Annotated in this window: 7 protein-coding genes; 2 read left to right on the top strand and 5 right to left on the bottom strand. The window is 38.1% G+C overall.

What is annotated here, in order from left to right:
* Positions 1–2231 precede the first annotated feature (2231 nt).
* From ACI7T6_RS03815 to ACI7T6_RS03800, 3 genes are all read right to left on the bottom strand, one after another.
* Entirely contained in the window at positions 2232–4388 is a 2157-nt protein-coding gene (locus ACI7T6_RS03815) for an ATP-dependent RecD-like DNA helicase (RefSeq protein WP_404665091.1), read from the bottom strand.
* Positions 4389–4458: 70 nt separating this feature from the next.
* Positions 4459–5211 carry a DNA/RNA non-specific endonuclease gene (locus ACI7T6_RS03810; RefSeq protein ID WP_404665090.1) on the bottom strand — a complete coding sequence of 251 codons (753 nt, stop codon included), beginning with the start codon at positions 5209–5211 and terminating at the stop codon, positions 4459–4461.
* A 4680-nt stretch (positions 5212–9891) separates the two neighbouring features.
* On the bottom strand, positions 9892–10869 hold the full coding sequence (locus ACI7T6_RS03800; protein ID WP_404665089.1) for an NAD-dependent epimerase/dehydratase family protein: 978 nt from the start codon (positions 10867–10869) through the stop codon (positions 9892–9894).
* Positions 10870–11122: 253 nt separating this feature from the next.
* Between ACI7T6_RS03800 and ACI7T6_RS03795 the strand changes: the two genes are divergently transcribed.
* Positions 11123–11767: a transaldolase family protein gene (locus ACI7T6_RS03795; RefSeq protein ID WP_404665088.1), complete on the top strand. Its 645-nt coding sequence runs from the start codon at positions 11123–11125 to the stop codon at positions 11765–11767.
* An 85-nt stretch (positions 11768–11852) separates the two neighbouring features.
* Here the strand turns inward: ACI7T6_RS03795 and ACI7T6_RS03790 are convergent, their stop codons facing one another.
* Positions 11853–12470, bottom strand: coding sequence for a GNAT family N-acetyltransferase (locus ACI7T6_RS03790; RefSeq protein WP_404665087.1), 618 nt, complete (start codon positions 12468–12470; stop codon positions 11853–11855).
* A 188-nt stretch (positions 12471–12658) separates the two neighbouring features.
* On the opposite strand from ACI7T6_RS03790, the gene ACI7T6_RS03785 reads away from it, so the two are divergent.
* Positions 12659–13465, top strand: a complete 807-nt coding sequence (locus tag ACI7T6_RS03785; protein ID WP_404665086.1) for a lysostaphin resistance A-like protein — start codon at positions 12659–12661, stop codon at positions 13463–13465.
* 28 nt (positions 13466–13493) lie between these two features.
* Here ACI7T6_RS03785 and ACI7T6_RS03780 read toward each other — a convergent pair whose 3' ends face one another.
* A complete protein-coding gene (locus ACI7T6_RS03780) occupies positions 13494–14390 on the bottom strand; it encodes an HIT family protein (protein WP_404665085.1) in 897 nt (298 codons plus the stop codon).
* Positions 14391–14780: the final 390 nt, after the last annotated feature.

Here is a 14780-nt window from a genome sequence, read left to right as displayed (position 1 = left end):
TTGCAGAAGATCTAAAAGATCAAGTGGAAGAAGGGAGGGCTTATGGTAATTTGGGAAATGTCTACCGGAGGTTAGGAGACTACCGTCAAGCCATCAGTTATTATGAAAAGCATTTAGAGGTTGCAGAAGAGCTAAAAGATCAAGTGGGAGAAGGGGATGCTTATAGCAATTTGGGAAATACTTACCAGAAGTTAGGAGACTACCGTCAAGCCATCAGTTATTATGAAAAGCATTTAAAGATTGCACAGAAGCTAGAAGATCTAGCAGGAGAGGGGAAGGCTTATGACAATTTAGGAAATGCCTATAGTAGTTTAAAAGAAACTCATAAAGCCATCAGTTATCATAAAAAGCATTTAAAGATTGTACACGAGCTAAAAGATCGAGCGGGAAAAGGGAGTGCTTACTGCAATTTGGGAAATACCTACCAGAGGCTAGGAGAAACCCGTAAAGCCATGAGTCATCAAGAAATTTTTTTAAAGATTGCACAAGAGCTAAAAGATCGAGTAGGAGAAGGGAGTGCTTACTGCAATTTGGGAAATGCCTATCAGAGTTTAGGAGATTACCATAAAGCTATCGATTATTATGAAAAGTATTTAAAGATTATTCTTGAGTGTAAAGATAAAGATAAAGATGCAGAAGGGAGGGCTTATGGTAATTTGGGAGTTGCTTTCTGGGGGTTAGGAAAGTATTCTCAAGCAGAAGAATGGTTTCGCAAAAGTATTAATATTTATAGTTTTTTTCAACATAGTGTAAAAGAAGCTCAATTTCAAATCACTTTATTTGAAGAGTTATCAAAGCCTTATATAGGCCTAGAATGTGTGCTGCTATTGCAGGGCAGAAATACTGCGGCATTAGAAATTTCTGATACAAGGCGGTCTCGTGCCCTTTTTTCTCTTTTATCTCAAAAACTTTCCTTAAAAGAGAGTCAAAATCCTTCTTTTAGTGCTCTTTCCATTGAAGAGATCCAAAAGCTTGCAGAAACGCTTTCTACGACTTTTGTGATGTATTCTCTTCTCCAATTAAATACTCGGGAGGAAGCTATTCAAGCTTGGATTGTTTCTTCTAAAGGAAAAATTCCCCAAGGGATTTCTTTACCTATTCCAAAGAAGGCATTTGCAAAGTTAGATCTCATTTTTGAGGCATTTCCATATCAAAAAGAAACTAAACGTTTAATAAAAGGAACAAAGCAGCCTGAAGAGCTCTTTAAGGAAAAGCTAGCTTCTTGGTATGATCTTCTTATTGCTCCGCTAGAACTTTATTTTCCTTCTAATGATTCTGGAGAGACACTCACTTTTATTCCTGATGGATTTTTAGCCCATCTTCCATTTGGAGCCTTTTACAACACGGAAAAAGATCAATATCTCATTGAAAAATATCCTATTTCTATAGCCCCTTCTATTCAAGTACTCTCCCTTTTAGATCAACTTCCTGAAGAATATGCAAATCAAGCACTTTTAATAGGGAATCCCACTACGCCAAAAGCAGCACATAATAACTTAAAATATTCTGAGATAGAAGTCCGTGATACCATTGCACCCCTGATGAACCACTTTGATCATTATGTACTTACTCAAAAAGAGGCAACAGTAGAAAACATTTTTAAATATGCTCCTAATTCTAGATGGATTCATATTACATGTCATGGATTGGCCCAGCAAAAACCGCCGGATGACCCTTATTCTGTTTTTGAAGGTTTTTTTAAGTTAGCACCTGATGATACGCACCTTCTAGGAGAGCTTCATGCTAAAGAGGTCAATTCACTTGCTCTAAAGGCAGATCTTGTTTTTATGAGCGCCTGCCATTTAGGAAGAGGAAATCTTCAACAAGAGGGGAGCATTGGCCCTATATGGTCTTTTCTAGGAGCAGGAGCTAGATCAACAATTGCAAGCTACTGGCCACTACCTGAAGGAGACATGACAGTTAAGATGGTGGATACATTTTATAAGCACTATTTAGGAATAGATACTCCAAAGCTTAATAAAGCGAAAGCACTACAGCAAGCCGTTCTCATGGCGATGAAAACAGAGCGGAAGAAACCGCGTCAATGGGGAGCTTTTTTCTTATCAGGACTTATAGAATGATCAATTGGCCCCCAAGACTTTAGATCTTCTCAAAGTATCTTAAAATGTGACCAATTTGCTCTATAGAATAACTATACCTTGAATGCACGTCTTGTAAGAGCGCTAACTTGCCCTCTTCATAAAAGATCGATCAATGCAGACCTCTATTTTTTATGAAGGGGATGAAGAAAGTGTAAAATCACTGAAGGTCCCAGCAAACTGCTCTTTCAGCTGGGTATATCTTTTTTTCACATCATCATTACGGACTGCAAGGCCAATTGCTTGCTTAGTTCCGATTAAAATCACCATCTTTTTACCCCGGGTAATTCCTGTATAAAGAAGATTACGGTGGAGCATCTTAAAGTGAGACATGTGAACGGGTATGATAATGCAAGGGCATTCACTCCCTTGATATTTATGGATAGAGACAGCATACGCTAAGACAAGATCATCAATTTCAGCAAATTGATACTCAACCCGTCTTCCATCAAAATTAATCGAGAGAACTTGGGTGGAAAGATCAATGGTTAAAATTCTTCCAATATCTCCATTAAAGATGAGTTTTTCATAGTCATTGCGGATTTGCATCACCTTATCACCCACATGGAAGGTCCTTCCCATACGGCAGAGAGGAGTGACACTGGGGTTTAAGACGCCTTGAAGCACAACATTTAAATTTTCTGTACCGATGAGTCCTCGTTTCATAGGAGAGAGCACCTGGACATCTTCAAAGATATGGAATCTTGAGCGGAGTGATTTAGGGCCGCTAATAAGATCTTTAATGGCAGAGACAATAAGCTCTGGAGACTCTCCTTCAATGAACCTAAAGTCAAAAGTGTTAAAGAGCTCTGGGAATTTCCCCTGGTTGATGAGGTGAGCATTGGTGACAATTTTTGAGTGAGCCGCTTGCCGGAAAATTTGTGTCAGCTTTGTCACTTCAATGCAGTTAGAATCAATAAGATCTCTTAATACAGTCCCAGCTCCCACACTTGGGAGTTGATCGATATCGCCAATCAGCACAACTCGTGCCATAGAGGGTATGGCTTTTAAGAGTTGAAAGAGTAAAAAGGTGTCGATCATACTCGCTTCATCAATAATTAAAAGATCACATTTTAAAGGATTATCAAGCCCTCTTTTAAACCCTCCTGATTGAAAGTCCATTTCCAAAAGGCCGTGAATAGTAGATGCTTTTTTACCCGTGATTTCACTCATTCGTTTAGCAGCTCTTCCAGTAGGAGCTGCTAATAAAATAGAATCTGTGAGCTTTTCAGTAATGCGTAATATCGCCTTTGTGATGGTGCTTTTTCCTGTTCCAGGTCCTCCTGTGATGATATGGACCTTATCTTTAACAGCTGCAATAATGGCTAGCTTTTGCTCTTCTGCAAAAGTAATATTTAGCTTTTCTTCTGACCAGAGAATAGCCTTTTCATGATTGACACTTCTAAGCTCGCAAGGATTAGAAAGAAGCCGTTTCATCTCTCTTACAATCCCTTTTTCAGCTAGATGAAACGGCTTTAAGCTAATCATCCCTTCATATGAGATGAGCTGCTTACTTTGAATCGACTCTTCAAGCCCATTTTGAATCTCTTCAGGAGGAATGGTTAAAATTTCTGTAGCGGCAGTAATGAGATCTTGAGAGGGATAGCAGGTGTGGCCATCGCTTGATAATTCCCATAACACATGTTCAATCCCTGCTTGAATACGGGTTAGGGAGTGAAGAGGGAGCCCCATTTTAAGAGCAATTTGATCAGCATATTTAAACCCAATTCCCCGGATGTCTTTGGCAAGAACATAAGGGTCATTTTTGATCTTTTCAACGCACTCTTTTCCGTAGGTTTTGTAAATTTTATGGGCAAAAGCAGGGGAGACACCAAATGTTTGCAAAAAGAGCATCACTTCCCTAATCGATTTTTGTTGATCCCAGCACGACTTAATCATATCAAGACGTTTAGGGCCAATACCAGACACTTCTCCTAAACGTTCAGGATCGTCGTCAATGATTTTTAATGTATTAATACCAAACTGCTTGATGATTTTTTCAGCGTAGACTGGCCCAATCCCTTTAATCATTCCCGATTCAAGATACTTTTGAATGCCGACAAGATCAGATGGCTGCTTAGATTCAAACGACTCCACTTCAAACTGCTGTCCGTATTGAGAGTGGTATTTCCATTTTCCTGAGCACCGAATGGTTTCTCCTGGCTGAACAGAGGGGAGCGGCCCTACAATGCAGGTAAGTTCTTGCTTCCTCGGTTCTTTAAGACGGGCGACAGTGAAGGTTTCTGCTGAAAAAACAATGCTGTCAACGTAACCAAAAATTTCTTCCACGCTTTCACTATACAATATTCAGTAAAAAAGGTGGGGGAAGTTTTTCAAAAAACCCAAAACAAGAAAGAAGTTACAAGTTTTTCTTAAGTGTAATACCTGCCATTTTTTCAATCATCTCTAAAGAGGTGTGATACAGGTTAAGATCAAGAGCCTCTTGACTCTGGGATAACGCGTGATTAGGCATCAGAAACGCTTCGGTGAAAACTTCTTGATCTTTAACTTTGTAAAGAACTTTAAAATAGTGAGAAGGGACGGCAACATCTTGAGGACCGATCACTTCATAACGGATATACCGCGCTCCCTTTTCATCTGTTCGCGGCATGAAAAGAGGGCCTGTAATCACATAAATTTTATCCCAAAGAGGAATAAGGCTTCTTGCATACCGCTCAAGTTTTAGCCACAATTTTCGGTTAAGATCTGGCACTTGAGGAGAGATATTAGACAGATAAAAAGTCTCTTTTTTTGCCTCTAAAGTTAGCGCGCTAGCTGCTGAGCAAAGATGACCTCTATCAAAACGGGACCCTTTAAAATCGAGAAGTGTAGATCTTAAAGATTTAGGGATCAAAGGGTCTTCTTTAAACTTAAAAGAGGCTCCTGCCGTATCTCCTGAAGAGGGCTTTAGTTCTTCATACACAAAAGAGGCTCCTTTAATTTTTCCATCATACGCTAAGGCATACGCCTTTCTGTAGATCACTTGTGATACTTTTGGAAAAAAAGGGGGCAAAAGTGCTTCTTGAAAAGAGGGATGAAATGTAATAGCTACTCCTCCCATAAAGCTAAAGACGATGAGAAATAGGCAGCAAATGACTCTTTTGATTTTCATGTGCAAAAGAAGATAGCAAATTGACTCTTTTTACTCTCTAACTAGAAAATGAGGGAGATGAGAGAGTCAGAGATATTTCATTAGCATCCTATTTTATTTTTAAAAAACTTGAAGAAATACCCTTTCTTATTACATGTTATTTTTTATAAAAATTGTAAGGGGTCACAAATGGGAATTTCAACAAAGGTATTAACTAACTCAGGACTCACCAAAATTCCTTTTACTCCTTCTTGTACTTCAGATCAGAAGATCCGGCTCTATTTTTTTTCTGATCAAACGCCAGAGGCTATTGCAAAGATCCAGACCCTGTTTGAACTAGAGATGAACGGGAAACATTATCAAGGATGGATCCATACCATGTTTCAAGATATTTTAGCTAAGCCGTATCTTTTGAAAAAAGGGAGCATCTTCAAACTGATTTCAGAGGAGAAAGTTCTTGAGTTACAAAAAAATATCTCTTTTTCTACGCCTTTAAAACAAAATGAAGATGCGGCAGAGGGTAGTGATTGTTCCATTCAAGATGAAACGGTGTATCAACATCAAGCTCCATTTACAGTAAGAGATTCTATTCAGACAAACTCTTGTCTAAGATGGGCCACAAATATGACACAGCGGATCTCTATATTAGGAAAAGAGTTATTTCAAAATATCTATCTTGGCAATACTCTTTCGTATCTTGTAGATAAAGTAAAGCAAGGGGTCAAATATTTAACCTCTTGGCAAAATTCTTCTTCAGGAGCGAAAATATGTCATGCGCATTCTCAACCACAAGAAATTTCTTTTCATCAGATTCCTGAGCATCAGCGAAAAATCATCAGTAATAGGATCTGGCAAGCAGTTGTATCTCAGCTAGGAAAGGTGATAAAGGATAAAAAACGGGATGCAAAAGAAGTTTATCCTTATTTAAATCATCTGACATCTCTTTTGGATGAAAAGCATTTTAATATAGGGTTAGATGAAGTTCAAAGAACTGAAATGTTTCTTCTTTTAGATCAGCTTTTTAATGAAGAATTCGTCTTACAAACCACCAGAGATCAAAGCTTTTATATTCATGTAAAAGAAATTTTACATTGGCTAAGTAGAATCTATCTTTCTTTAGAAGAGCACCATCAATTGATCAAATGTCATGAAAAAGAGTTAGAGATTGCTTTAGAACTACAAAATCCCCATAGCGAAGAAATTGCTTACTACAATTTAGGCAATGCTTACCGCTCCTTAGGAAAATATCATCAAGCATTAGAGTATTATCAAAAGGGGATCAAGATGGCTCAAGAATTTAATGAACCAGTAAGAGAAGCAGTTTATTGCAATTTAGGAGGGACCTATGCTTCTTTAGAGGAGTACCCCATAGCATTAGATTACTATAAAAAGTCTTTAAAAAGTGCTCAAGAGCTTAATGATACTATAGCAGAAAGGAGAGCTTATAGCAATTTGGGGCTAACTTATCATCTTTTAGGGGATTTTCATGAGGCAATTGAATTTCATGAAAAAGCTTTAAAAAGCGCTGAGCAATTTGATGATGAGATAGAAGAAGAAACTTACAGCCATTTAGGAGATAGTTACTCCTCCTTAAAAGAGTACGATAAAGCAGTAGAGTGTTATGAAAAGGCACTGAGTATAGCTCTTAAGCTAAAAGATTTCTCAAAGGAGTTAAATGCTTATGAAGCATTAGGGACCAGTTATCACGCGTTAGGGGAATATCATAAAACAATAAATTGTTATGAAAAAGGTCTTGGCATTACCTTAAAACTTAAAGATCAATCAAGAGAAGGAATCTTTTACAGCGAACTAGGATGTGCCTACCACTCTTTAGGAAAATACCATAAAGCTGCAGAATATCATAATCAAGCTTTAAAAATAGCTTTAGAGCTTAAAGATATGATGAGAGAAGAGGGCGCTTACCGCGGGTTAGGCAATGCCTACCACTCTTTAGGAAAATACCATAAAGCAATCAAGTACCATGAGAAGGATCTGACCCTTGCGCTAGGTATTCAAAATAAAGCAGGAGAAGAAAAAGCTTATAACAATTTGGGAATTGCCTACCGTGTTTTAGGAGAGTATCAAAAAGCAATCCAATTTCAAGAGAGAGCTTTAAAGATTGCTTTAGGCCTTAAAGACCAGGCCTCTGAAGGGAGATCTTATAACAATTTGGGAATGGTCTACCGCGATTTAGGAGAATATCAGCGAGCAATCGATTACCATTATCAGCACTTAAAAATGACTATAATCCTTAAGGATCGATTAGAAGAAGGAAAAGCTTATGGTAATTTGGGAAATCTTTATCTTAATATTGGAAATGCCCATAAAGCGATTGAGTATCATAAAAAGGATTTACAGATTGCCTTAGAGCGCGGGGATGGCTTAGCAGAGTCACTAGCTTATAGTAATTTGGGAAGTGCATATAGTGATTTAGGAGATGCCCATAAAGCGATTGAATATCACGAAAAAGATTTAGCTATTGTTCAAGGGTTTAAGGACACTGTAAGAGAAGGAATAGCTTATAGTGGTTTGGGAAAAGCGTATGGTGCCTTAGGGGAGCATCTAAAAGCAATAGAATTTCATAAAAAAAGTTTAATCATTAGCCGAAAAAGTCAAACTATTGGAGAGGAAGGGAAGGTTTATTGCTATTTGGGAAATGCATATGAGGCGTTAGGTAAATATCACAAAGCTATTAAGTATTATCAGAAGTATTTAGTCATTACTCAGCAACTTGAAAATCTTGTTGCCCAAGGATTTGCTTATGGGGGGTTAGGAAATGCACATCATGCTTTAGGAGAGCACCGTAAAGCAATTGAATATCATCATGAACATTTAAAAATTGCTTTAAAATTTGAAGATCGTCCAAAAGAAAAGAGGGCTTATTGCGGGTTAGGAAACGCTTATTGTGCTTTAAAAGAGTATCCTAAAGCGATTGAATATCATGAAAAAAATTTAATAATTGCTTTAGAGCTTCAGAATAAATCTAGCGAAGGAATAGCGTATTGTAATTTAGGAAATGCTTACATAGGTTTAGGAGAATCTCTTAAAGCAATTGAGTATTATGAGAAATACTTAGAGATTGCTTTAGAGCTTAAAGATCAAGTGGGAGAAGGGATTGCTTATGGTAATTTGGGAAGTGCCTGCAAGGGATTAGGCGATTGGGATAGAGCGCTATATTGCTACAAAAAAAATTTAGCCATTGTTGAAAGGCTTGATGATCGTTTAGGAAAGGGAAGAGTTTATTGTAATTTAGGAAATGTTTATGCCAACTTAGGAGACTACATACAAGCAGAACAGTATATGCATAAGAGTGTAGAGATTGTAGCTTCTCTTCAACAAGATGCAAAAGAGGCGCAGTGGCAAATCACTCTTTTTGAAGAATGGGCTCTCTCTTATACATGTCTAGAACGTATATTATTGATACAGGGGAAACATAGAAAGGCATTAGAGATTTCTGATCAAAGAAGATCCCGGGCTCTTACTTCTCTTTTATGCAAAAAGCTTCAATTACAAGGATCTCTTTCCCTAGGCTCTCTTTCATTTCAAGAAGTATCACAACTGGCAAGGAAATTTCATACAACATTTATCATATATTCTCTTGTGCCTTCACAAGATAAATGCATTCAAGCATGGGTTATTTCTTCTCAAAGAGCATACTCTAGATTGATTTCTCTTGCGAGTTTAGAAGATAATTGCCTAGGTCCTGATCAAATTTTTAAAGCATTTCCTTATCAAATAGAGACTAAACGTCCTAAAAGAGGGGAAAAACACCCCAGCCAGCTGTTTAGTGAAAAGCTCATCTCTTGGTATGACACCTTAATAGCGCCAATAGAGCATTATCTCCCTTCACTAGATTCTGGAGAAACGCTGACTTTCATTCCTGATGGGTTTTTAGCCCATCTTCCTTTTGGAGCATTTTATCAGATAAAGCAAGACAAGTACCTTATTGAACAGTATCCTATTGTAATCGTTCCTTCTCTTCAAGTGCTCTCTCTTTTGGATCAGTTTCCAAAAACATTGACCGATCAAGCTCTTTTAATGGGTAATCCCACAACTCCCCAAGAAGAAGATAATCAGTTAAAACATTCTGAGTCAGAAGTTCGTGATGTGATCTCACCCTTAATGAAGGCCTCTCATCAATATGTGCTCACTCAGCAAGAGGCAACCACTGAGAATGTCTTTAAATATGCTCCGCATTCTAGATGGATTCATATTGCCTGTCACGGCGTAGCTGGGCAAAAACCGCAGAATGATCCTCACTCTGTTTTTGAAGGGTTTTTTAAGTTAGCCCCTGATGAGAAGCATAAGGCGGGTGAGCTTCACGCTAAAGAGGTGAATTTACTTACCTTAAAGGCAGATCTTGTTTTTATGAGCGCTTGCCATTTAGGAAGAGGAAATATTCAGAAAGAGGGAAGTATTGGCCCTGTTTGGTCTTTCCTAGGATCAGGGGCATTATCCACGATTGCAAGTTACTGGCCGCTACCTGAAGGAGATATGACAGTCCAGATGGTGAAGACTTTTTATCAACATTATTTAGGCATTCACACTCCAAAGCTCAGTAAAGCAAAGGCATTGCAGCAAGCTGTTCTTATGGCAATGAAAACAGAGCGAGATAAGCCACGTCAGTGGGGATCATTTTTCTTATCAGGACTGATGAATTAGAGGAGTTACCTCTTTAAGGTGTTTCCTTTTAGCTAAAAGCTATTCGATTTTTCCCGCCTGTTTATACCAATTAAAGGTGTCTTGAAGCGTCTCTTTTAAAGGTCTAGGATAAAAATTTAGCTCTCTTCTTGCTTTAAGAGAACTGATATTACGGTTACATCTGAGAAGAACTTCAAGTGTTTCATGTGTATAGAGCATAGGGGTTTGGGTCATACGGCTTAACACTTTTGCTAAAGGCACTCCTATCTTTGCAAGCCAGTGAGGAGATGTGAACTTAGGAGAGGGGACACCTGTAATTTCTTCAATGAGAAGAGAGAGTTCTTTAATGGTTTGCCACACCCCTGAGATGACATAACGGTTTCCAGGAACCCCTTTTTTCATCGCAGCAAGTGCTACTTTTGCAATATCTCTTACATCAATCCAATCAAATCCCCCGTCAATAAGCGTGGGGAGTTTCCGTTGATAGAGTTTGATTAACCCTTGGCCTAAAAGAGACGGCTCAAAATCATAAGGGCCAATCGCTGCTGTTGGAACAAGTATCACTGTTTCAAGACCTTGAGCAATCCCTTTCATCACCTCTTTTTCCGCATCAGATTTAGCGATATCGTGTTTAAATCCCTCTGAACCCACAAGAGCTCTAGATTCATCAAGAAGGCTTTCTGGTTGCTGCTTAAAAGCGTGGATAGAGCTGACATAGATAAGCCTTTGAATCCCTTTTGCTAAACACGCTTCAACCACATTTTTGGTCCCTTCTACATTCACTTTATGGACCATACCGTCGTGGTCTCCATCAATAGATATTTTACCTGCTGTATGAAAGACAACATCACACCCTTCTACAAAAGCTTGAAGCCCTTCGGGATCTAAAATATCTCCCTTCACTTTCTCAAGGGGAAGATCTTCTAAAGAGGCTGTGTTATGGTGAATGAGAGCTTTAACAGAGTATCCGCTTTGAAGAAGAGCTCTACATAAGTTATTTCCAATTAATCCTGAAGCTCCTATAACAGCAACCAACATAAACCCTTGTATCCCTTTTGAAAATGGCTATTAGCTTACTGTAGTCATCTAAGAAAAAAAACACAACATTCTCTTTATCAAAGAGAAGAGAAAGAGGTTTTTTTTTCTAACTTGATGAAAAAGAGCAAAGTAGAGGAGCTTATTAGAAAAATAAAGAAGTGCATTTTTTGACAAAGCTTTGACAAATCTTGAGGGAGCTTTTAGAATTTAAGCTAAACCTTTGAGGTTCTAATAATGATAAAGGGTAAATACGATGCAGCTATGGATTGAAACAACAAACTTATCTTTGATTGAAAAAGGGGCTAAAAGCGGACTCATTCAAGCAGCTGTTATTCCTCCTGCCTTTTTTGTAAAAGAGGTTAATCCTTTGCACATGATTCAGCAGTTTTTAGATATTCAGCCCGGGTTTGTTGTGATCGATGTGCTCTCAGACTTTATGAAGATAGGCCATAAGCTCTCTCAGTTTTCCCCTCGGATTGTTTTACGGATTCCTGTGAAAGAAGAGGCCCTAGAGCCTATGGCACTACTTAAAAAAGAAGGTATTCCTGTGATGGCAGGGGGCGTATTTTCTTTTTATCAAGCGCTCCTTGCTGCAAAACTTGGAGCTTCTTATATTTCAGCGCATTTTTTACGGATGGTCAAAATGGGAGATCACCCCTTTGAGCAGATGCAAGCCATTCAAACGCTCCTTCATGAAAACTATCCTCAAACCTCTTTAGTAGCTCTTCACCCTAAAACTGCTGAGCACTTAAAAGAGTGTGCAAAAATCAAAGTGTATGGATCGATTGTAAGAGAGGAGTGTTATCAAGAGTTAATAGAGACTCATGAAATGACAAAGTTTTATGTAGAGCAGCAAGAGGAAGAGTGGGCGCACTTTCATCAACAGCTGAATCCATAAGAGCTATTTTACAAGAGAAGAGATGAAGTCTTTGGGATCGCTTTTTTTATCTGCAAAAAAAAGCGTATTTTAAGACTAACAACCATCATGACTGTTTTTGACTCTTTTCCCATTCTTTCTTCCTTAATTTGTAAAGAACATGGTGCTTTAAAGGGTGATCAGAGGGGAGGTTAGGATGATCAAAATCTAGCTCTTCATAATGCACCATCCCTATTTTTTCCATCACATGTCTAGAGCGTTGATTTTGCAAGGTTGTAAAAGAGGCAATCTCTTTTAAATGTAAGGTGCAAAAGCCGTATTCTAAGGCAGCTTTAGCCCCCTCTGTTGCATACCCTTTTCCCCAGTGAGAAAAAGAGAGTCTCCACCCGATTTCTATGGTCGGTTTTTTAGCTGTAAAAGGGGCTGTAAAGTTCACCTCGTTAAGCCCGGTAAATCCGATAAAGGTATCTGTTTCCCTAAGGGAAACCGCCCAAAAGCCCCACCCTTTTTGTTGAATATTATGGATAATGCGGTAAGCTAAAGCGTCACTTTCTTCCGTTGTTAAAAGCTTGGGGAAATACTCCATGACCTTAGGATCAGAGTTAAGTTGTGCAAATGGGAGTAAATCTGATTCTTTCCAGGGGCGAAGTATCAGCCGGTTTGTTTGAATAATTGTATTAAATTTTTGATGAGGCACTACACTTCTCTTTTTCACGAAATCCATGAAAAATCTTATCACGTTCTTAAGGTAAAAGCGATCCTAGTTTCATGAAGAGAGTCAAGAGAAGGGTAATCTTAAGAAATACCTCCCTTAAATGGGGCTAGAATTTATTGAGGTGTAGTGGCAAAGTAGACAACAGAGGATATAACAGCATTACGTGTTAAAAATAGCTATTTTAAGAGGATAAAAAGATGTCATTAACCCTTGTATGTGCTTTTATCTGTTTAGGAGGCGCGCTCCTAAGTCTATGGATCAAAAAAGATCCTAAAATTTGGGGGACACTCACAGCCCTGTCTCTTCTACTAGGGGTAATTGCTGGCTATGTCACTCCTTTTGCCTTTCTATGTGCTCTCTTACTAGCTATGGGTTGGATTTTTTATCATAAAGCTCCAAATGTTTCTCTTTTTACCATCTTGATCGGTTTAAGCTTAAGTTTTAAACTCTTCTGCCCAGGATTTATCCCTTTCATGATGACCTCTAAATTTGGAATAGGATTAAAAAATCCGCTTTTAGGACTTTTTCCTTTAGCCTTATTTGTTCCTGTTGCTAGGGGGAAGAAAGATGTCTTAAGCATCGTGAAGGGTTTAGCAGCTGGGTGCGGAGGAATCCTTTGTCTTATAATGCTTGCTCTTTTGACAGGAGCTGTTCAATGGGATGTGAAGATTCCCTCTTATACAGGGATACGATTTTGCAGTAATTTATTATTCACATCGGCTCCTGAAGAAGGATTTTATAGAGGATTTATTCAAAAGACCTTGTGTGACTATTTGAAAAAGGTCAAAGGAGGCAATATCATTGCTTTAATCCTCTCCTCTTTATTATTTGCTTTAAGTCACATTTATTGGAGTCCGAACGTAGGGATTTTAGTCTTTACATTCCTCACAGGGCTTCTTTATGGAGGTGTTTACCTATTTTCGGGGAAGATTGAAAGCGCTATCCTTTGTCACTTTCTTTTTAATGTTATCCACATGACATTTTTTTCTTATCATGCCATGTAGACAACACCAAAGACTGTTTTAGCAATTTTCAGGATTTATATGATGCCAGCTCGTTTCTAAGATCCTCTACTTTTTGCTTTAGAGCCTCTTTTTTCATGGGAGAAGATCCAAACAGAATATTTTTAAACACGGTGATCCTTCCCCAAAAATTTTGCGCAGTATTTGTGGAAAAAACAACATGTAAATGCCAATGATCAACTGTTTGACCTGCATCAACGCCTGTTTTATTCATCAGATAAACATTTTTAACACACTCTCTTGTCTCTGAGAAGTGCATGATAAGTTGATTAGTAAGCTGCATGGACTCTACATACTCTTCTTGCGTCACATCAGTAAAAGCTTTGCGGTGCTCCTTAGGAGTGATGAGAAAATGGAGCTTTTCTCCGCCAAATCCAATAGGAGCGTAATTGAAAAGAACATTAACTTTTTCTCCTATGACAACCCATTGTCGATCGATGGTCTCTTGTTTACAAAACGCATCTTGACCTGCATTTTGGGTATATGATGGGTAAATTATAGTCTCTTGTTTTTTTAAGTTCGCTTTATAGTAACCGACTTGATCTTGCTTATTTTTTGCTAAGATGATCATCCCGCCAAAAACGGTTCTCCATAACACTTGAAGTTGCTGAACTATTCGTCCAAACACATTCTTGCACTTTTGATAAGGAATCATTTCCCATTTAAAAATGTTAGAATCTACCTTACTATAAACAAGATATTGATCGGTTAATCCGCTATCTTTCCACGCTTTAGCAATACGTTGCATAAATGTATAAGACTCAGCGTGATCTTGAGATGTCCAATCGCTAAATTTTTTTTGAGGCGCAAATACCGACAGGGATTTATGCAGTAACTGCTGCTCTGGGACAGTAGCTACAAGCGTAGAGTCTGGACTTTCTAAAATAACATCTGATAAGCAACTCATAAGAGATTCTCCTTAAAACGTTTAATAGTAACAGAGGGTTCATTTCCAAAGATCAATAATAACAATTGCTTGATTTTGATTAAAAGTCAACTCACCTATTTATTAATAATTTATAAAGAGGTCAGTAACAAACCGCTTTTTACATTTTTTTAAGAAAAAACGTCTATTTTAAACACTTCTATTGCGTATTGAAAAATATTTTTACTTTTTAAGAGGAGAACAAAAGAGGATTATTTCTTGAAAAACAGCCTACTTTGACGCATGAAACGCTTTTTGAAGCGTTCATCCAAGAAGAGCCTTTTTCTGTTTAAGAAGAGATGGAAAAATAGGGATCATTTTTTAACCCCTATTTTTACTCTAGCAACCTTAAGCGGCATAGAGAGGGCATGA

Origin of the sequence: Rhabdochlamydiaceae symbiont of Dictyostelium giganteum (assembly GCF_964291045.1) — a bacterium.
GTDB lineage: Bacteria > Chlamydiota > Chlamydiia > Chlamydiales > Rhabdochlamydiaceae > PALSA-1444.
This window is presented reverse-complemented; position numbering and strand designations above follow the sequence as displayed.